This window comes from Exiguobacterium sp. E17S, assembly GCF_057772545.1.
This window is the reverse complement of sequence record NZ_JBYLRU010000001.1, coordinates 714316-736179: the sequence shown is the minus strand read 5'-3', so window position 1 is coordinate 736179 and position 21864 is coordinate 714316. Positions and strand designations below refer to the sequence as shown.

The window sequence follows — 21864 nt, the reverse complement described above, 5'->3', positions numbered from 1 at the left end:
CTTTTCGTTAAATTCAGCTAGTTATGTTCCAGTCTCCTTTAACAACTTAAAACATTGCCATTTAAATTAACAGATTCTTTAGTCAATTCACTATTATTTGTATATAATGGAAAAATAAAAAGAAATATATGGATATGTACATGAGTGATAAGGAGGGCACATTACGTAATTTTCTTCAAATCAAACGAAAGCGAGGGATAGTACATGCTAAGATTCATCTGGAATTCCTGGTGGCGTAACAAGGAGCGGTTCATCTTGCTCCTCGTCGGCGTCCTGATCGTCAGTACCGGACTGAGTTACTTGATTGGTACGACGCAAGCGAACAACGGAACGGTCGTCGATGAACTGCAAAAACGCTGGGGATCGTCGTACGATATCGTCGTCCGTCCGGAAGGCAGCCGGAGTGTGACGGAAGACTTGAACCTGCTTGAACCGAACTATATGAGCGGACTCGACGGCGGGATTTCCCGCAAGCAGTACGAGACGATCAAGCAGATTGCTGATGTCGAGGTCGCAGCACCAATCGCGATGATTGGTTATACATCGACATCGAGTAGCGTCGGTACCCATACGATTCAAGAAGAAGGGATTTACCGCTTGAAAATCAAGGATTCTCAAAATACGGGACTCCAAAACGAATCTTATACCATGACAACGTTTCTTGCTGCTGGCTGGGAACCAATGGGTGATGCAACGCGCACAGGCGTCTCCCCTTTAAAACTTGGTGAACAACCCCTCTATGACTACGGCTCAGAAGTCATGATTGCCGGAATCGATCCTGCTGCTGAAGACCAGCTCGTCGGTTTGAAAAAAGCGACCACTACCGGAACGTATAGCCGTTTCTTCAGCGAAACGGATCTTCCCGTTTCGTACGGTGATCAAGCGACGCAGATTCCGATTCTATTGAATTCTCGCGAATATGTCGATGCGATGCGCACCTATACATATGAAAAGGTAGAGCTTCCGTTCACTGCAACAGGCGTTGCAGACATGGTCCAAAAGATTGAACAAAAAGGTGGGAAAGCATACCTGAGTAAACTACCAGTGGAAGAGCCTACCTCTTATTCGATCACGACTCAAGACGTCCAAAAAAAGCTCGTGGACGGTATCCTTAAAAACACCTTATCAACAGGCGATGCGAACAATAGTGATTCACTGTCTTCCATTACTTTAAAACCTTCACCGGTTGAATACAAAACGATTAAAAGTCCGTTCAGTTCCCGTTGGCCCTTTACCTACCAAGTCCAACCAAAAGAAGTCGCCAAGGAATCCTTACTCTTCAAACGAAGCATGTATCGCGAAGCACGTGAGTTTGAAGGTGGCTTTAAAGGCTGGAAACAAGTTCATCTCAACTATATCGGTGTCTTTAACCCACAAAAGCTCAATGTTTCAAAGGATCCGTTGACTGAACTTCCAATGGAAACTTACTTCCCGGCAAAAGCACAGTGGGTCATGGATCAAAATGATCGTCCGGTCAATCCAGTCCGTGACGTCAAGCCCGCCAACGACTCCTATGACTTCCTGACGAAACCACCATCGATGCTGACGACACTCGATGCTGCCTTTAAGTTACGCGGGGATAAAGCAATTTCTGCGATTCGCGTCAACGTCAAAGGAGTCGAGACGATGAACGCAACAAGTGAGAAAAAATTGCAATCTGTCGCACAAGAAATCGAGGATAAGACGGGTCTGATCACGGACGTCACACTCGGTTCCTCCCCGCAACTCGCCTTGACGTATTTACCCGGTCTAAAAGGAGAATCGGCACTCGGTTGGGTCCAGCAACCGTGGATCAAACTCGGGTCGTCGATCGCAATTTTCCAAGAGGCGAAAGTCGGAATGAGTGGCATCATCGCGAGCGTCATCGCTGTCGCGCTCGTCTACGTCTTCAGTTCGAACATCATCTTGCTCTATGCTCGAAAAAAAGAATTCGCGATTTTACTCTCGCTCGGATGGCGTTCACGGCAGCTATCGAGACTCCTCTTCCTAGAAGCGACACTTCTTGGAACGCTGGTCGCACTCATCGCCTGGGTGATTCTCGGATCATTTTGGATAACAGCGGATCACCCGATTGCCCTCGGACGCATCATCTTGATCGGATTGTCCGGGCTTTTGATCTACTGGGGCGGTACGATCGTTCCGACGTTACTCATCAGACGCATTCAACCATTTGAAAGCATGCGCTCTGGCGAAGTCTCAAAAGGACGTCGTTTCGTCCGGGCACAAAGTGTTCTTGGAATGAGCATCAATCAACTCGCGACTTACTGGCAACGTACGCTACTGTCCATCATCGCAATTGCCTTACCGACGAGCTTGTTCATCTTCTTCTTGTTCATCACGTTCCGACTGAAAGGCGTCTTATATGCGACCTGGCTCGGTGAATACGTCGCGCTTGAAGTCGGTACGATGCATTATGTCGCAATGGGTGTCGCCTTACTCATCGCCATCCTGACGACGACCGAGATCATGTGGCAAAACGTCAACGAACGAAAGAATCAACTCGCCGTCCTGAAGGCAACCGGTTGGCGCAACGGTCAAATCCGACTTCTCGTCTTAAGCGAGGGTGTGATGACTGGACTCTTCGCTGGAATCGTCGGTCTACTTGTTGCCTTAGGAATGATTGGCTTCGTCTATAATCAGTTCCCATCCAGTGAACTCGGTTTCTTAAGTCTTATGCTCCTGATTCCGGTAACGACTGGTGTGTTTGGTGCCTTGCTTCCTGCCCAGCGTGCTGTGCGAATCACGCCGAACGCAGCCATCGGTGGCGTAAACGATAATCAACAATTGACCGAACGTCGCTTTAAATGGGCACTCGGTAGCATCGCTGCTACGCTCGTCATCGGAACGACGAGTTTATTCCTCCTCGCTGCACCTGAAACGAGAACGGCTCAAAAAGAAATAACGACACCAAAAGTACAAACGACCGGACAAAAATTAAAAAATCTCGCTCAAGATCCTGACGATAAGAAACATACTGCCGAAGACAACACGGCACTGGAGCAATTGATGAACGCAGGCGCTATTCAGACGTACCCGGGTGACCCGGCGGCGAAGAATTATGACTTCTCTGTTAAAAAGCTCGTTTCAACACCAAAAGAGTTAAAGCTCAAAGAGAAGTCAGGATATCGTTTCGTGACGATTCCAGTTTTCCTTCATAACCGGGATGAATTAGCTGCAGGTTCGTTTTCGTCGTATCGACCACAAACCTTCTCTTTGATTGCTCTTGACGGAAAAGAGTTCACTCCCGTCGATTATGTCAATCACGATAAAACGGCTTGGGTAAATGCATTCAAATACATCAATTCGAAAAAATCCTGGGTCGATCTTGTTTACCAAGTACCGGTTGACCAAAAGGTGTTCGTCTTGCTTGCAAAAGATGAGGCCGTCGAAAAAACGACGACCGTCAAGATCACGCTCGACGATATCAAAAAAGCGAATGCGTCCGCTACTACTCCTTCAACAGAGGAAACGGAAAAATTAAAAACATTGATGAGGCGAGGTGTCACGCAAACAACTCCCGGGAATCCGAAACATCAATTTGATCGTTTTCATGTCGAGGCATTGATTGACACACCAAAAGAACTGAATCTAAAGCAACGTGCTGGTTATCGTTTCTTGACGATCCCTGTCGTCATGCAAGATACAGGGGATGATATGGGAGGATTCATCACTTATCGTCCCAATCGGTATGCCTTGACAGACTTGCAAGGAACCGATTATGAACCGATCGATTATGTGAATCGCAATGAGAAAGCCTGGAAAAACGGGTTTCAATATTTCGCACCGTACAAGTCACGAGTGGAGTTGGTTTATCAAGTACCAATCGATCAGAAGCGATTCGTTCTGTTCGCTTCTGATCCAGCGTTCCCTAAACCAACGACCGTCAAAATCGATCTGACGAAAAAATAATTTAAACACTAGGAGGAACTTGACATGGACTGTCCAGTCATTGAAAGGAATCGAGGTTTTATCGATGCTTAAATTCATCTGGAATTCCTGGTGGCGCAACAAGGAGCGGTTCATTCTGCTCCTCGTCGGCGTTCTGATCGTCAGTACCGGACTAAGTTACTTAATCGGTACGACGCAAGCAAATAACGGAACGGTCGTCGATGAACTGCAAAAACGCTGGGGCTCATCGTATGATATCGTCGTTCGTCCGGAAGGCAGCCGGAGCGTGACAGAAGACTTGAACCTGCTCGAGCCGAACTATATGAGCGGGCTCGACGGTGGGATTACCCGCAAGCAGTACGAGACGATCAAGCAGATTGCTGACGTCGAAGTCGCAGCACCGATTGCAATGATTGGGAACTACAATACGAATGCTGAAACGGATACCTATAATTTCAAAGAACCGGGCATTTACAAAATTTCGTTTACGGATATGCAAGATACTGGGCTAAAGAAAGAAACAGAATCTTATTCATTCTTTGCCGGAGCCGGTTGGTTCCCTCCTGAGAGTGACGGATTGAATCGAGATGTTTCACCGCAAGAATTAGGCGAGTTTCCTATCTACGGTTACGGGAGCGCAGTGATGCTTGCTGGGATTGATCCGGAAGCAGAAGCACAACTCGTTGGACTCGATCAGGCAACCAAAAAGGCTACGCATAGTCGTTATTTCACGAAGGACGATGTCGTGAACGATTATGGTGACGGTGTTTGGGACATCCCATTGATCATGAACAGTCAGGAATACGTCAATGCTTCGCGGACCTATCGCTACGAGAAAGTCGATATCCCGCTCGTCAAAGATTCAATGGTTGAAACGGTGCGCAGTATTATGAAAAAAGGTGGCGAATCCTATCTCAAGACGCTTCCTGTTAAAGATACGAAGGAATACTATATTTCGACAGAGCAAGCATCAAAGCAACTTATTAAGAACATTCTCGAAGATAAGGTTCCGGAAAAAGCAAGTGGTAGCTTTGACTGGATGTTTTTAAAGCCATCGTCTGTCGAGTATCAAACGATTGCTAGTCCCTTTGCCAAACGTTGGCCGTTCACCTATCAAGTAACACCTCAAGAGGTCGATAAGGACGCCCTCATTTCGAAACGATCGATGTATCGAAAAGCTCGTATCTTCGGTGACGGCACGGGTAGCCTAGAAAACGTCCCGAAAATGCATTTGAACTACATTGGTGTCTTTGATCCGAAAAAATTGAATATCTCGAAGGATCCATTGACGGAACTGCCGATGGAGACCTATTTCCCGGCGAAAGCCCAATGGGTCATGGACAAGAATGAAAAACCGGTCAATCCAGTCCGGGAAGTCAAACCGACGAACGATCCGTATGACTTCTTGACGAAACCACCATCGATGCTGACGACGCTTGACGCCGCCTTTAAGTTACGTGGTGATAAAGCCATCTCCGCCATTCGTGTCAACGTCAAAGGTGTCGAGACGATGAACGCGACGAGTGAGAAAAAGTTGAAAGCTGTTGCTCAAGAGATCGAGGACAAGACCGGTCTGATCACCGACGTCACGCTTGGCTCCTCGCCACAGCTCGCGCTGACATACCTCCCTGGATTAAAAGGTGAATCGGCACTCGGTTGGATCCAGCAGCCGTGGATCAAACTCGGTTCATCGATGGCCATCTTCCAAGAAGCGAAAGTCGGCATGAGCGGCATCATCGCCAGCGTCATCGCTGTTGCTCTCGTGTATGTCTTTAGTTCAAACATCATCTTACTCTATGCCCGCAAGAAGGAATTCGCGATCTTACTGTCGCTCGGTTGGCGTCCACGTCAGCTCTCGAAGCTTCTGTTCCTAGAAGCAACGTTACTCGGCGCACTCGTCGCCTTGATTTCTTGGACAATCCTCGGTTCGTTCTGGCTGACGACGGATCATCCGATTGCCTTATCACGGATCATCTTGATCGGACTTGCTGGTCTATTGATTTACTGGGGCGGTACGCTCGTCCCGATGACGCTCATCCGCCGGATTCAACCATTCGAAAGTATGCGTTCTGGTGAAGTTTCAAAAGGTCGTCGCTTCGTCCGGGCACAAAGTGTCCTTGGGATGAGCATCAACCAACTTGCAACGTATTGGCAACGGACGATCCTCTCGACAATCGCGATCGCCTTGCCGACGAGCCTGTTCATTTTCTTCCTGTTCATCACCTTCCGACTGAAAGGTGTCTTGTATGCGACATGGCTCGGCGAATACGTTGCACTCGAAGTCGGCACGATGCATTATGTTGCGATGGGTGTCGCTTTACTTATCGCCATCCTGACGACGACGGAGATCATGTGGCAAAACGTCAACGAACGAAAGAGTCAGCTCGCTGTCTTAAAAGCAACCGGCTGGCGTAACGGACAAATCCGGACACTCGTCTTAAGTGAAGGATTGATGACGGGACTGTTCGCCGGAATCATCGGTTTGCTCATTGCACTCGCGATGATCGGCTTCGTCTATAACCAGTTTCCAACTGGCGAACTTGGTTTCTTGAGTGTCATGCTGTTGATTCCTGCCATCACGGGAGTTCTCGGTGCCCTCTTACCCGCTCAACGCGCCGTCAGCATTACACCAAATGCTGCGATTGGAAGTGTCGCAACGAATACGAAAGCGACGGAACGACGTTTCCGACTCGCCTTATCCGCAGTTGGTGGTGCCCTTGTCGTTGGTGTCGCTTCCCTGTTCTTCTTTGCTACGACAGAAGAAGGACCTGCGTCCACGAAACCGGTACAAACAGCTGCACCAACGGTCAAGACGACAGGAACGAAATTGGCAGATGTAAAAGACAAGAAAAAGAAAGCGTCCTCTACGAAAAAAGTCAATTCGAGCAAGCTCGATCAACTAATGAATCGTGGAGTCGTTCAAACCTATCCGGGAGATCCTAAAACAAAAAGCAATATTTTCCGCGTTGATAAACTTCTCCTATCACCTCCAAAGGAGTTGAAATTACCAACTCTTGATGATGAACAATATGTTACCGTTCCCGTCATCCTTGAGAACTACAAGGATAAAGACGCAGATGGCGGATATGGTATTTATAAGCCAAATCTATTCACGTTAGAGGATACAAGCGGTAATGTATACGAAGCTGTCGATTATGAGAACCGGAACCCAGACGCTTGGAAGGACGGCTATCGCTATTTCCCACCTTTCGTTTCTCGCGTCGATCTTGTGTTCCGTGTTCCAAGTGATAAAAATACGTATGTTCTTCTCGCGACAAGCGAAGCCATTGCGAAGCCGACGACCGTCAAAATCGAAGTCGATGCTGTAGATGTTACATCAACCACCGTGAAGACCGGACAAAAGAAACAGTCAAAGAAAGCGAATACAGACGCCATCGAAGAACTGATGAATAAAGGTGGTCTTCAGACTTATGCTGGTGATAAAAATTTAATGAAAGAACGTGGGTTCATGGTCAGTTCGGCGAAACGTGTTCCACTTAAGAATCTTCCGAAAGATAAACAAGCCGTATCTGTCAGACTTGAGATGCAGGTAAAGGGTGAAGATTCAGCTGACTCTTATATCGACTATAAACCCTCTTCTTTCCCATTGATTGATCGTCACAAGAAAAGCTACACGCCTGAAGAAACGATCAATCTGAACAAAAAAGCCTATTCAGAAAGCTTAGGTTATTACGCTCCGTTACACTCAAAAATTGATGTCATCTACATCGTACCGAAAAATGAAAATACCTTCGTCATGAACGTAAAAACAGGATTCACTGGTTTTCTCTACACCGTTAAAATCAAATTATGATTACTACTTAATCACTGGCTGTCATATGACGGTCAGTGAATTTTCTATTTATACCGAAATTAATTTCTTAACGTTCTACTTTTGGTAAGATGAACTACAGGAAAAGATTTGGAAGTAAACTACTTAAACGAGGACCTGCTATGACATATTTCATGTATCTATTTTGTTTGATCGTCTGGGGACTGAATTTCATTGCTGTCAAAATCCAAGGAACACCTGTCGCCTTGGAAGTATCCTTGACCTATCGATTAGCGATGACCGCTGTTCTTTTCATTCTATTCGCGTTATTCGTTAAACGAACGAACAACCCTACCGCGTCGGACATGCCTTTCATCGTCGTATTCGGTGTCTGTAACTTCGCGCTTAGTTACTTATGTCTTTATTACGCGACGATGTTAAGCTCTGCCGCCATCGTGACGTTGATTTTCTCACTCAAGGTCATTCTGACACCGATCGCTCTGCGCTTGTTTTTAAAAGAGACCCTCCATGCGCGCGTTTGGATTGGCGGATGTTTTGGTATCATCGGCGTCGGTGTCCTGATCGTTCCGAGTCTAGGTAGCATCGATGGACTGACCGATTTAAAAGGTGTCTTGATTGCTCTAGTCGGCACGCTATTGACTTCAGTGGGTGACGCCAGTTCAGCGCGGAACGCCAAGCAACGAATCAACCCGGTCCACGCCAACGCGATTGGATTCACTGTCGCGAGTCTACTGATGGGCGCCATCGTCTGGTTCGAAGGAACACCGCTTACGCTCCCGACAACCGTCACCTATCTTTCTGCCTTACTGTATTTAACCGTGATCGCATCATTTCTTGCATGGCTGTTTTATTTGAAACTCGTCGAACGGATCGGTGGTTCGAAGAGCGGCTATATGGTCGCGCTCTTCCCCGTCATCGGCGGAATCGCATCCGTCATGATCGGCGAATCCACACCCTCTCTGTATTTACTCTTCGGCTGCTTATCGAGTTGTCTTGGAGCAGCTATTGCTTTAGGAATCGGTGTATCGCGTCAACGAAGAAACGCCATACCGGATATGGCGGACAAGATTGGTTAAATCAAATCAGTTTGTATAGTCGACCATCAAAAGGACAGAGGTTCAGCGAATTCGCTCATGAACCACTGTCCTTCTTTTAATTTAAAGAATGAGTCAATAATATCAGACTATCCCGAAACTCCATCCACCAAGAGAAGGGATTCAATTGTTTCTTGTGGAAAAATATGCTAGATACAACCGACTGATCCACTCTACGATACTGATTCTAAGGAGGTGCTCCTATTCTGAAATACATCTTGATTAGTTGTTTAATCGCTATGATTGCTTTTTTCATCTATTTTGAACCGTTTCGAATTGAACCCTATGATCCAAACGTCGAAGTAAACGGTAAAGCGATTCCAACTGTCCAAGGTTCTTATTGCTGGTCCAGTTTGTTCAGTGCTCAATGTGCGGACATGATCTATGTGGATGCTTTACACATGACTGAAAAAAGTAAACCCGTCATCGTCTCACCCTCTGACAAAATTCATCTCTCGTTTGATCGTAAACCCGATTTGCTCGAAGTCGTACGCTGGGATTCGAAAACGAAAAGTGAACAGGTTTCATTAAAAAACGACATTCTTATCGCACCTTCTTCTCAAGGTATGTATACCTATGAGGTCGTTGCCGGATGGAACGAACATGGTGACGGTCTATCCGCCTTTTTAATTCAAGTCCGATAAAACCAACCTCACTCAAACAGGAGATGAATAATACTGCGTAAAGGTTTTCGACTCTGGCTACCCTTGCTCTCACTTGTTGTCTGTCTGTTCAATGCCTTCGGCTACGATGACAAAAATATCTTGTTGTTTCTGACGAGCCCTGTTTTCTGGCTTCTTGAATCACGATCCTTTCTTGGAACATGGCTAGATTCCTTCCATGTCCCGCTTTTTCTGATCTACATCCTGACCTTGATCAGTTGGTTCTTGATCGGCTTACTGATTGATGTCATTCTTTCTGTTTTGTTTAGAAGATCGTCTAGACGCATCCATGATTAACTGAGGAGGAAAATACATATGGGTCCAACTAATGACATGTGGGTGTGGGTATTATTCTACGCATTCTTTTTCATCACGCTTATCAGTGCAATCTTCGTCGCGTTCAAGCATCCAGCCTTGAGAAAAGCATCGATTCGAGCGGTGGTAGCGTTGCTTTTCCTGTATGCACTATTCATTTGGAACTCTTTGTACCGTCTTGACATTACAGAGTTCAGACATTTTTACGAAGAATTGACGACACTGCGACCGTGGGCATGGATGTGTATCTTCTTATTCGCCTACACATTAAAGTGGTGGTATCTCGTCTTTCTTCATACTCGTCGTCCGAGTCCCTCTTCACATGAGGTACAGCACTGACTTACGTTTCCGAAAACCTTCGAAGGAGCTATCCAATATGAAATTACAACGCTTCGCATCCGTTTTTTGTTTTTCGACCATCGTTTGGACGACAGCGGGTTGTACCATGATGGAAGAACAAGCAACACCGCGTATAGCACAAAAAAATGTCGCGTCACCTGAACAAGTGAATACTTCCTTGAAGAAAGCAACAAACGACTCCAAGAACCAACAAGCAATCGAATTAGAAAAGCAAACGGAGCGCGTCACGTTAGGTCAAACGAAAACGTACGACCTTTCTTCATTACTGAGCAAACACCGTGTCTCAATCGATCCGCAATATTTCTATCAAAATCAGATCTTCTACTTTGACCTACAAGAAAACAAGAGTGTCATCTATACATACGATACGAAACGACAGCACAACAAAATCGTCCATGCGACGAAGCATGCAATCCCGATGATGACGGGTACAGGTACGTTTTTACTATGGGTCGAAACAGAACAGCCGACAAAGACAGGTGTGAAATGGTCGATTCGTCAACTAAACATTACGACGAATCAGGTGACGACGCTGGATACTGGCGAAAGTCGCTTTGATACGTCCCCTCCGAGAATCGATGTCACGACAACTCGTGCGTCCTGGATCACGCAAGAAGCGACTGCACAAAAAACGGTCTCCACGATAAAAACGTATTCCTTAAAAACCGGAAAGATCACACCACTCCAGTCCTTCATCTTAAAAACAGGAAAAACACGGGATGGACTATTCACGTACGAACACCGCGATAGCGATGACGGTGTGACCTTATACACGTCTCACTTCAAAAACGGGAAAAACGTCCGGGTGCTTGAGACGCTGGATGGTGCCTATAAAAAAGAGATGTTAGGATTGACTGATTTTAGTCGCAGCGGCACCTATTTCGCTCTCGGTACAGAAGGCGACGCCATTTTCCAACCGATCGGATTAGACCATGAGGCGCTGAACTATTCTGCTTCGAGTGCCCAGACGTTGATTAACGGCATTCAATTCCTTTCGAACACACAAGTCGTCTTCCGCGAAGGCATCAATCAGTTGATGTATGCGGACTTAAAAGCGAAGACCGTCGCTCCTCTGACGGACTTTGAAGAGTTGGTATCGTTTCCTCTATATCATGATGGGGTACTAGCGTATAGCATCACGAATGGAACGAAAACGACGTATCATGTTTTACACTTGAAAGCTTCAAATTAAAAGGACATGACGATAAAAAGCTTTTAGGTCATTTACACCACGATACTTTACGAACTAAAAATAAGCTTAGATCTACTCAATTGAGAGATCTAGGCTTATTTTAGTTCGATGACGTAATAGTAGCGATTTTTTTAAATCCAAATGACATCAGAACATTACGTTAAATATAAATCTAATATATCCGATACTTATTTGAAAGCTATTTAAACATAAGGGAGGAAAAAAATTGCGTACAACTATAAGTTATCCCTTCCTTCTGTCCATCGGAATTGGTTTATTGTTTTGGTATGGGAACCATTTTTTTGAAGGATCTGAATGGATGCGATTGGTTCTATTAAACACGGTCCAGTTATTCGTCGGTATTTTAAGTACGAGTTGGATCATAAAAAGTTATCTCAAGAATGAATCCGCTAGACGTTTTTGGATGTTTTTAGGTCTTGGAACGAGTTTTTCTGCCCTTGGCACACTTGTTTGGATCATCTTACTTGTTACGAATCATGTCATAAATACACCGGACTTATCATCTTTAACTTGGGTCTGCTCTTACTTTTTTTACTTTGCTGCCCTGTTAAATCAACTTATGAATCAAACGAGAAAATTTTCAAACTCGGCATTCTTCTTTAATACAATGATTTATATGATAGCCGCGACTTCAATTAGTTATCATTACCTGCTTTATCCGCTTTATCAGATTAATCAGCAGTCTTTGTGGTACATCGCCCACACGTTTCTTTTCCAAATTGCCGATTTAGGAATTCTTTTTTTTATCATCACGCTTTATTATTTAATCCTATTCAACAAACGAAATGCATATTTGACTTATCTCATCATCGGTTTATTTTTACAAGTCATCGGAGATATCACTTTTGCACAATTTACAATTAAGAATAGCTATATATCAGGTGGCAGTGTCGATTTGATTTGGACTATCGCATTACTATTTATCGGTTACACCGCTCGATATCATGAAAAAGAGCCTAAACAAGAAAGTATGATTGATCCATTTGCTCTTAATGTCTCAACCAAAAAAGAATTTATCTTTCCTTATTCGAGCATCTTGATCCTCTCCATCCTAATGATGCAAAGTTATGCCTGGAATTTAAATGCCTTAAGTACAGGATGGATCATGATTTTTTTTCTTATCATCATTAGACAAGCTTTTACTGTCATGAAAAATAGTGAATTATTAGCTGAATTAAACCAAATCGCATATATCGATCCATTAACGAGCTTAGGTAATCGTGCATCATTTTTACAAGACACCAAAAATAGCCTCAAAGATGAACACGCACCGCTTGCCTTCATATTGCTTCAAGTAGAACGAGTGCGGATGTACACAGATATTTTCGGGCATCATGTTGGAGAACAAATCATGAAAGAAGTATCTTTCCGCTTAAAACATGTACTGAAAGAGAATTTTAAAATGTATCGGTACAGTGAAGATGAGTTTATGATTGTGCTTCTGAAAACAGAGAGATCTAATATCACTGTTGTGAATGAAAAGATACTTATTCATCTTGCAGCTCCTATCCGTTTGAAGGAGCTAGAATTGAAAATTGTAGCGCATGGTGGTGTCAGTGTATTTCCTGACCAAAGTTTGACGATCGAAGAAATACAGGCTCATACAGCTGAAGCTCTTTATCAAGCTAAACAGAATGGAAATTACGCATTTGTTTCCTATGGAACTGAACTTCAATCCAACTTAGTACGAAAGCTTGAAATTGAATCCTATTTACGAAATGCGATACGTGAGCATCAATTGAGCGTTTACTATCAACCTAAAGTCAATCTTCGTTCTGGGAGAATCGTTGGTATGGAAGCATTGCTCCGTTGGCATCATCCAAAGTTCGGATGGATTTCACCAGCTGAGTTCATTCCAATCGCTGAAGAAGCAGGTCTGATCAATGAAATCGGAGAGTGGGTCCTATTCACTGCGACTTACCAAAGTAAACAACTTCAGCTTTTAGGATTCGAACCCTTACTTCTATCGGTCAACGTTTCTGTTCTTCAATTTCAGAGTCCAAACTTCTGCCGGCGTGTCATCGAGATTCTCGAGGAGACATCTCTTGACTCGCAATGGCTCGAGCTTGAGATTACAGAGAGCATTGTTCAAAACATCAAAGAGAGCGTTTCGATTTTGCAATGTTTGAAGACCTCGCAGATTAAAACATCCATCGATGACTTTGGAACAGGGTATTCGTCCTTGAATGTACTCGAGCAACTTCCGATTGATACATTGAAAATCGATAAGTCATTTATCGATCGCCTGCTTTCTAATCAAAAATCGCCTATGGTCAAGACGATCATCGAGCTCGGCTTGAATCTTAATTTAACCGTCGTAGCGGAAGGAATCGAAACGATTGAACAAAAAGAGGTTCTTACTTCTTACGGATGTACGATCGGTCAAGGTTACTTATTCTCTCGTCCAATCGATTTTGACGCATTTGTTACATTGCTTCAAACACAAGATGTTTTGAAGACCACATCTCTCTAAAAATTTTAAAGTGCATGCCGTAGATGACGTTTGATCATTTATGTCATGCACTTTATGATGGCGACTTATTTTTCTATCTTGATCTTAAGGAATAATTTTAAGATGCTCTGCTGATAAACTAGTATAGACCTGTTTTATAAACAAATTCTTTTCAAAAAATAAGCTCATTGTATACTAAGTGAATATGATAAGAAGGAGTATAAGAATAGCATGTTTAAACAACCTAAAAGCTTTATCCTCATCATTCTACTTTATGCTTTAGGCTATTATGGATGGATTGTCACTTTTTCTGATTCTCAATTTCTTGAAGCACTAGGGGGAAATATTTTTTCAATTGCAGGATTGTTGATTGCCCTTCTCTACTTGAGGATTGCTATCAAATGGGCTGATTCAAATGATCGTAAGTTCTGGTTACTTATCACTTTCGGCACCTTTTGTTATTTAATCGCCGAATTGATTTGGTTTTTCACAGAAAATATTTTTCACAAAAACGTGGCGTTTCCAGGATGGCCAGACGTGTTTTACATTCTACAAGTTATCTTCCTGCTTTACGCTCTGATTCACAAAATTTTGAAGGATGCAGCTATACAGCAACGCATTTCATTTTTATTCGATGTCATGATTATTTTAGTCGTTGCGAGTACCTTCTCTTGGCACTTTTTAATCGAGCCTATTTTGGATACGAGTGCGGCAACCATGAATGCTCTCATTGTCTCCCTAATCTACCCTTTAGGAGACTTGGGCATGTTAGTCGCCGCTTCCTTTTTATTCTTTAACCTTACGAGTAAGGATAAAAGTTTATCTATGTATCTCATTATCGCAGCCGTCACGATACAAGCAATCGCTGACTCTGTTTACTTGTATTTGATTGCTCAAGACACATACATCTCAGGTAGTTTAATTGATCCTCTGTTCATCATAGCAATGATCGTTTTAGCTTTTTCAGGTCTTCAACATCAGCCAAATACTATAAGTACAACGTTAACGACTCATCACGAAAAGTTAAATATTTTTCAAATGCTCACGCCTTATGGGGGAGTCTTGATTCTGTTCGTCTTCATGGGATTTCACTCGCGTAGTTTCGATATCGTGACAGTAGGTTCAGGACTTTCCATTTTACTCGTCATCACTCGGCAAGTCTTAATCATTGTCGAGAATCATAAATTAGTCCGTCGCTACTACGATCAAGCACAAACGCTTGAATTAAGTGAAGAACGGTATAAATCCTTGTTCGAATATCATCCAGATCCAGTGTACTCAACTGACCTTAAAGGTCAATTTGATAGTGCGAATACTGCCTGTAGCGATCTTCTCGGCGTCTCTAAGACCGACTTGATGGGTCAAAATAGCCTTCGCTATGTCAAAGATACACATCGGATGACGGTCGCAGAAGAACTAAAGGAAGTATTTAAAGGTATGCCCCGAAGTTATGAGACCGTTATTGAAAATGCATTCGGTTCCAGTATGTATATGAACATCACCAATGTTCCAATCATCGTCCAAAACGAAATTGTTGGAATCTTCGGTATCGGTAAGGATGTGACTGAAATAAAGCGAAATGAACAACGTATTCAATACCTTGCCTATCATGATGCGTTGACAGGATTATTCAATCGCCTTGCGTTCGAAGAACGCCTGTTAAAGCTCATTAAAAGTGATTCTTTTCATCCTCCATCAAATGTGTCTTTATTTTTCATGGATTTAAATCAATTCAAAGCAGTCAACGATACTCTTGGACACGATGTCGGTGACCAATTATTGAAAGCGGTCGCTAGAAGACTACAATCATTCGATGCGGATTTTGACATGATGGCACGGCAAGGCGGTGATGAATTTACATTACTTTTAAAGAATGTTAAATCATACGAACAACTTCATCGTATTGCAAATCAGTTGTTGAGCACGTTACAAGCACCTTATGAGATTGCCAATCATATGATTTCTTGTCCGCCAAGCATCGGTATCTCCTGCTATCCGACGGATGCCTCGAGTATGCTCGAGATGCTACAGCACGCGGATCTCGCCATGTATCGCGCAAAAGACATTCCCTCAGGAAGCTACGTTCTTTATAATGAACTTCAACATATGCCGAGTTAAAAAAACTTATTTGTCTTGGGTATTAACTCTTTACAATATGAAACCAGCACCTGATTATTTATCAGATGCTGGTTTTTATTAAATGATAGTACGTTTAAAGGAAATAAAAATAGTGGTTCGCTAATTAATCTTAAAATGTAAGGAGTATACAGTTATGAATGTAGATATTCATCAATTGTCCATCCATGAGACTCCTCCGATGGAGCTCTTGCTAGCGGCGGACCCGTCTCTGAAGTTAGTCGAAAACTATGTAAAAAGAGGTCATTGTTTCGTTGCTGAAAACAATGAACAATGGATCGGCGTGTATGTACTTCTCCCGACAAGACCGCAAACAATCGAATCGGAATCGACATGAACTTTTTCTTGAGACACTATTAAGAGGAAATCATCGAAAATGGAATCCGGTGTACCGATATGATTCGATTATCCCAAGATATATGAGAATATCAGCATCCTTTTTATGAAAAGCGTGGTACTATCTCTGACAATGCAACTTGAACGATGATGGACAACACATTCATAAGTCATTGCCGTTAAATAAGATTGCAAAAAATGGATCTACACCACATAATATGAACATACGTTCTTATTACAAGGAGGTCCACCATGCAGCACCTTCAAAAAGAAATGACTCATCCTGCACCGTTACACACCATGAACCGGCCGATTTGCCTTTCCATCGATTCATCCATTCATCTTTACCATGATGCTTCTGTTCCTATGACTTACAAAATGGAAGTCATATTATTCATCGCTTTACGGGAGAGATTATCCTTAAAACTGCTTCCTCCCCATCACTCCGGTGGCATTACAGAACTTGTCTACATAGAAGAAGTCGACTTCGAGAGTCGACAGTTGACGCTCTTTCATATGAACGATTCGTCATTGTCCTATCATCGCTACGTCGAAAACGATTATTTACTCTCCCAACAGCCTCAACTATTACTTAGCATGATGTAAGTTGAAACAAAATGATGACGTCAAAAGAGGTTGAATCCATTCCGATGTCTGAATGGATTCAACCTCTTTTCGCGCTTCTCAACAACAGCGCTATTCCATTTAACGATACGAACGTTCAATCACGAAGTTTGTCTTATCGCCGCGGAAGTAGGATCGTGAATACTCGATGATTCGACCTTCCTGATCCTCCGTTACTGTTTCGATGTAGAAACATGGCGCATTGACTGGACATTTCAGATGACTACTGATCGCTTCATCCGCTAGGACGATTTCGAGTGACTCTGTCGTTTTCGCTACCTGAATGTCGAAAACTTTTGCTAATGTATCGAACAACGAATGCTCCGCTTGTTCCTTCGTAATCCCTGGAGCAATCGACCAGGGGATGAATGAGATTTCATATTGTGTCGGTTCACCATCTGCATGACGAATCCGTTCAATCTTCTGAATGGGCGCTTGCTCTTCTACAGGAAAGACTTCCGTTAAGACGTCGGTCGCAGAGACGACGGATAATTGAATCAAAGACACCTCGCCCCGCTTACCTTGCACTGCTAACTGAGCGGCGTAATTGTTCGGTGTATGCGACAATGTCTGCCGCACTTTTTTACCGGCGACGAACGTCCCACGTCCTTGCTGTCGAATCAGATACCCTTCAAGCGTCAACTGGTTCAACGCACCTCGAACGGTCGTCCGACTGACATCGAACTCTTCACAAAGTACATACTCCGTCGGGAACTTCTTCCCTTCTTCGTAATAGCCTCTCTTGATTCGCGACAGTAACTCTTCCTTGATTGCCGTCTGTAACGTCGATTGCGACATACCCCCACCTCTTCCTCTAATCCTTTGTGCCTTTATTGTGATACAGACATCATACAAATGCAAATACAAATCATAATTTGTTTTATTTGTATTTTTATATTGCTCTAATTTGTATTATTTGTTACATTTGTTACAACAAAAAGAAATCGCTTTCATGAGGAGGAATTCACAACATGCCACTCAAGGTCGTCATCATCGGTGGAGGCTCCAGCTATACACCGGAAATCATCGAAGGCTTCATCTTGCGTCACCATTCCTTTCCGGTCGACGAGGTCGTGCTTGTCGATATCGAAGACGGAAAAGAAAAGCTCGAAACCGTTGGCAAACTCGCACAACGGATGATTGACAAGTCTAACGTGAAGATCGCACTTCGTTGGACACTCGATCGAAGAGAAGCGCTCCGTGGAGCCGACTTCGTTTCGACGCAAATTCGGGTCGGTGGTCTTGCGGCCCGTGCGCTTGATGAGCGCATCCCACTGAAGCACGGCTTCATCGGTCAAGAGACGAATGGCGCTGGCGGTATGTTCAAGGCGTTTCGGACGATTCCCGTCTTACTTGAGCTCGCTGACGAGATGGCGGAACTCTGTCCCGACGCCTGGTTAATTAATTTCACTAATCCTGCAGGGATCGTGACCGAGGCACTTCTAAAACATTCCAAGCATCAGAAGGTGATTGGTGTCTGTAACATCCCGTTCAACATGCGGAACTCCGTCGCTGAAATCCTACATGCCCCCGTCGAGCACGTCTCGATCGAATTTATCGGGTTGAATCACTTCATCTTTGGTCGACAAGTCACGGTGAATGGTGTCGACCGCACAGAAGACGTTCTTTCCGCATTGAGTCAAGGGAACGACTACTCACCAGCGAATATCGTCGGACTTGGTTGGTCCGAGTCGTTTCTGAATTCGATCAAGATGTTGCCGAACCCGTACCATCAATATTATTTCCAAACGCGTGACGTGCTCGCAAAAGATCGACAAGCTTACGAAGAGAACGGGACACGCGCTGAAGTCGTTCAAGAAGTCGAACGCCGACTATTTGAGCAGTACCGAGACGTGTCACTCGACGTGAAACCGAAAGAGCTCGAACAACGCGGTGGAGCCTATTATTCGGATGCAGCGTGTAACTTAATGGACTCGCTCTATAACGACCGTGGTGATATCCAAACCGTCAATACGCTGAATCAAGGAACGATCTGTGACTTACCGGAAGATGCGGTCATCGAGGTCAACGCCGTCATCACAAAAGCTGGGCCACGTCCGCTATCAATCGGTAGCTTACCACTCTCCGTCCGTGGACTGATCACGAACTTAAAGACATTCGAGCAACTGACGATTCAAGCCGCCATTTCCGGGAAGTACGAGGATGCTTACCTCGCTGCCCTGATGAACCCATTGATCCAAGACGAAAAACGGATCGACGCTTTACTTGAAGAGCTGTTTCGCGCGCATCACCCGTACTTACCCCAATTCCAGCTTAAGGAGGTTCTCTCATGAACAAGTTCATTGAAATTGCCGGACGGATCGGTTCCCAGCGCCATCTTGTCGCCATCCGTGACGGCTTTGTCTCTGTCATGCCGCTCATCATCGTCGGTTCACTCGCGATTCTAATCAATAACTTTCCTGCCATCCAGCTCGGTAGCTGGTCGCTCGATTTCGTCGGCTCGATGAACAATGCTTTTGGTGAAGGCAGTTGGCAACGGCTTGGCGGCAACATTTGGAATGCCTCCTTCGCGATTCTCGGTTTATTGGTCGCTTTCTCGATTGCCTATAACTTGGCACGGTCCTACGATATCGATGGTCTCGCCGCTGGTATCCTGTCAATTGCGTCTTACGTCATGCTTGTTCCAGTCACGAAAGACTGGGGACTTAGCTTCGCTTGGCTCGGTGCCCAAGGGTTATTCGTTGCCATCATTGTCTCGCTCCTCGTGACGGAAGCATTCCGCCTTCTCATCCATACGAAGCTGACGATCCGGATGCCGGAGGGTGTGCCCGGTGGTGTCACCCGATCGTTCCAAGCCTTGATTCCTTCGATGATCATCTTGACGGTCGTTGCTGCGATCCAGTTGTTCATCCAAGTGAAACTCGAGCTCAGCATCTTTGAGGTCATCTTCAAGGCAATCCAGCAACCGCTTCAAGGCTTCGGTGATTCGCTTGCCGCTGGTCTGATCATCGCCCTATTGAACCATGTCCTATGGTTTTTTGGATTACACGGCACGAACATCATCGGGTCGGTCATCGAGCCGATCTACCTGCCGCTGATTGAACAAAACTTAGCTGCATTTCAAGCTGGTGCCTCCGCCTATGACGTCCCGTACACGGTAACGAAACCGTTCCTCGATGCGTTCGTCTTCATGGGTGGCTCTGGTACGACGTTGTCACTACTACTTGCGATCTTCATCGTCGTCCGTAAACAACGCAATCATCCCTATCATCAAGTCGCTAAGCTATCTGCTCCAGCCGGGCTGTTCAACATCAACGAACCGGTCATCTTCGGCATGCCGATCGTGCTCAACCCGGTCATGTTGATTCCATTCATTCTCGCACCGGTCGTCTTGACGGTCGTCTCATATGTTGCATTATCAACCGGAATGGTTCCAAAGACGGTCGCTATCGTACCATGGACGACACCACCGATCATCAGCGGGTACCTTGTCACCGGTGGTAGCATCCGCGGTGTCCTACTTCAGGTGTTCAACTTGACGCTCGCGACACTCATTTACATCCCGTTCGTCGTAGCAGGAGCACGCGCCATGACTGCCGAAATCAATCGAAATAATAAAGATAGCATCCACGAAGGAGAGAAAATCAGTTGAAGACAGAATCGATCCAACAACTATCGTTCATGATCATCTTACATGCCGGAAATGCACGCTCGAGTGCGTTTGAGGCGATCGCCGCTGCCAAACGCAGCGACGCTGCGCTCGTAAAAGAAAAGCTGGAAGAAGCTGAAACCTCGTTTCTTGAAGCACATAAACTCCAAACGGAACTCTTACAAGAAGAAGCACGAGGAACCAGCAACGAGATGAGCGTCCTACTCGTCCACGCTCAAGATCATCTGATGACGGCGATGACGGTCAAGGAACTGGCGACCGAGATGATCGACATGATCACTAAAATCAATCGACTGGAGGAAGCGAAATGAATATCTTACTCGTCTGCTCAGCAGGCATGTCCACTTCAATCTTAGTAGAAAAAATGCGGACGGAAGCCGTAGCACGAGGGCTTGACGCAACGATCGAAGCAGTACCCGAATCGCGACTAAAGGAACATACGACGATGGACGTCATCTTGATCGGTCCGCAAGTCCGCTACCTCGAGAATAAAATCCGTACAGCAGTTAACGTGCCGGTTGCTGTGATTGACAACATGGCATACGGGTTGATGAAGGGCGATCAAGTGCTTGATCAAGCACTCTCGCTGACTGGCACGGCACATGCCTAAGACGCGTGTAATCGTCAATGCTGATGATTTCGGTTTGACGACGGGTATTAACCAAGGCATCATCGAGAGTCATCTTTACGGTCCCGTCAATTCGACGACGCTGATGATGAACGGACATGCGGTCGAAGAAGCTGTTCGACTTTCTCAGCAACACCCGGACCTGCATGTCGGCGTACATCTCGTGCTCTCTTGGGGAAAACCGCTCGCTTCGACAAGTCAGTCGTTAACAAAGGAGGACGGGACGTTTCGTTTCACGAGTCGCTTTTTGAAGGAAGAGCCACCGGATCCTGAAGACGTCTACCTGGAATGGAAAGCCCAGATTGAAGCTTTTCTTGCTACCGGGCTGTCGTTACACCACTTAGACAGTCACCATCATATCCACGGCTGGTCCGCGATCGACTCTGTCATCGTCGAACTCGCTAATGAATATCAAACGACGTTCCGTGCTGCGGGGAACAAGAAGCACCGGGATCTCTGGCTGACGAATCGCTTCGATGAGCGGTTTTATGGAGAGGGCGTTTCGTTTGCGACACTTGATTCAATCACACCCGGTTCATCCGTTGAGGTCATGGTGCACCCTGCCAACATGGATGCGTTACTTCCAAGCGTCACGTCTTATGTGAATCAGCGACTCGTCGAGAAAGATCTTTTAACGAGATATACTCCACCGGATTGGTGGACATGAAAATAACATCCCTACTGCCTTGACAAACCAAGGAGTAGGGATGTTGTCATTTTCTTTATGAAACG

15 protein-coding genes and 1 pseudogene are annotated in these 21864 nt (G+C 45.0%); 15 read left to right on the top strand and 1 reads right to left on the bottom strand.

The genetic code is table 11. The annotated features are described in order from the left end of the window. The first annotated feature begins 204 nt into the window (after positions 1-204). The 10 genes and pseudogenes from AC3B4V_RS03835 (at position 205) to AC3B4V_RS03790 (ending at position 16855) form a co-directional block, all read left to right on the top strand. Positions 205-3909: an ABC transporter permease gene (locus AC3B4V_RS03835; protein WP_488377819.1), complete on the top strand. Its 3705-nt coding sequence runs from the start codon at positions 205-207 to the stop codon at positions 3907-3909. A gap of 64 nt (positions 3910-3973) precedes the next feature. Then, complete coding sequence (locus tag AC3B4V_RS03830; RefSeq protein WP_488377818.1) at positions 3974-7702, top strand: ABC transporter permease; 3729 nt, start codon at positions 3974-3976, stop codon at positions 7700-7702. Positions 7703-7842: 140 nt separating this feature from the next. Beyond that, on the top strand, positions 7843-8757 hold the full coding sequence (locus AC3B4V_RS03825; RefSeq protein WP_488377817.1) for a DMT family transporter: 915 nt from the start codon (positions 7843-7845) through the stop codon (positions 8755-8757). Positions 8758-8993: 236 nt separating this feature from the next. Further along, positions 8994-9419: a hypothetical protein gene (locus AC3B4V_RS03820; protein ID WP_488377816.1), complete on the top strand. Its 426-nt coding sequence runs from the start codon at positions 8994-8996 to the stop codon at positions 9417-9419. A gap of 333 nt (positions 9420-9752) precedes the next feature. Continuing rightward, positions 9753-10091 (top strand): hypothetical protein, encoded by a 339-nt coding sequence (locus AC3B4V_RS03815; protein ID WP_488377815.1) that lies wholly within the window; start codon positions 9753-9755, stop codon positions 10089-10091. 37 nt (positions 10092-10128) lie between these two features. Then, the gene (locus tag AC3B4V_RS03810; RefSeq protein WP_488377814.1) at positions 10129-11304 is read left to right on the top strand and encodes a hypothetical protein; all 1176 of its coding nucleotides are present in this window, start codon (positions 10129-10131) and stop codon (positions 11302-11304) included. Between the two features lie 226 nt (positions 11305-11530). Continuing rightward, complete coding sequence (locus tag AC3B4V_RS03805; protein WP_488377813.1) at positions 11531-13798, top strand: putative bifunctional diguanylate cyclase/phosphodiesterase; 2268 nt, start codon at positions 11531-11533, stop codon at positions 13796-13798. Between the two features lie 210 nt (positions 13799-14008). Then, positions 14009-15895, top strand: coding sequence for a DUF4084 domain-containing protein (locus AC3B4V_RS03800; protein WP_488377812.1), 1887 nt, complete (start codon positions 14009-14011; stop codon positions 15893-15895). A 154-nt stretch (positions 15896-16049) separates the two neighbouring features. Further along, positions 16050-16336 (top strand): annotated as a pseudogene (locus tag AC3B4V_RS03795) (hypothetical protein). Positions 16337-16627: 291 nt separating this feature from the next. Then, entirely contained in the window at positions 16628-16855 is a 228-nt protein-coding gene (locus tag AC3B4V_RS03790) for a hypothetical protein (protein WP_481265549.1), read from the top strand. 99 nt (positions 16856-16954) lie between these two features. On the opposite strand, the gene AC3B4V_RS03785 is transcribed toward AC3B4V_RS03790, so the two are convergent. Then, positions 16955-17671 carry a GntR family transcriptional regulator gene (locus AC3B4V_RS03785; protein WP_058703449.1) on the bottom strand — a complete coding sequence of 239 codons (717 nt, stop codon included), beginning with the start codon at positions 17669-17671 and terminating at the stop codon, positions 16955-16957. 173 nt (positions 17672-17844) lie between these two features. Here AC3B4V_RS03785 and AC3B4V_RS03780 point away from each other — a divergent pair, with 173 nt between their 5' ends. The 5 genes from AC3B4V_RS03780 to chbG are packed head-to-tail and all read left to right on the top strand — an operon-like array spanning position 17845 to position 21799. Then, positions 17845-19167, top strand: a complete 1323-nt coding sequence (locus tag AC3B4V_RS03780; RefSeq protein ID WP_481265548.1) for a 6-phospho-beta-glucosidase — start codon at positions 17845-17847, stop codon at positions 19165-19167. Beyond that, positions 19164-20486 (top strand): PTS cellobiose transporter subunit IIC, encoded by a 1323-nt coding sequence (gene celB, locus AC3B4V_RS03775; protein ID WP_488377811.1) that lies wholly within the window; start codon positions 19164-19166, stop codon positions 20484-20486. The genes AC3B4V_RS03780 and celB overlap by 4 nt, the downstream gene beginning before the upstream one ends. Positions 20487-20515: 29 nt before the next feature. After that, the gene (locus tag AC3B4V_RS03770) at positions 20516-20815 is read left to right on the top strand and encodes a PTS sugar transporter subunit IIA (RefSeq protein ID WP_214724268.1); all 300 of its coding nucleotides are present in this window, start codon (positions 20516-20518) and stop codon (positions 20813-20815) included. Next, positions 20812-21114, top strand: coding sequence for a PTS sugar transporter subunit IIB (locus AC3B4V_RS03765; protein WP_047390543.1), 303 nt, complete (start codon positions 20812-20814; stop codon positions 21112-21114). The genes AC3B4V_RS03770 and AC3B4V_RS03765 overlap by 4 nt, the downstream gene beginning before the upstream one ends. Beyond that, positions 21107-21799: a chitin disaccharide deacetylase gene (gene chbG, locus AC3B4V_RS03760; RefSeq protein WP_481265545.1), complete on the top strand. Its 693-nt coding sequence runs from the start codon at positions 21107-21109 to the stop codon at positions 21797-21799. The genes AC3B4V_RS03765 and chbG overlap by 8 nt, the downstream gene beginning before the upstream one ends. Positions 21800-21864 lie beyond the last annotated feature (65 nt).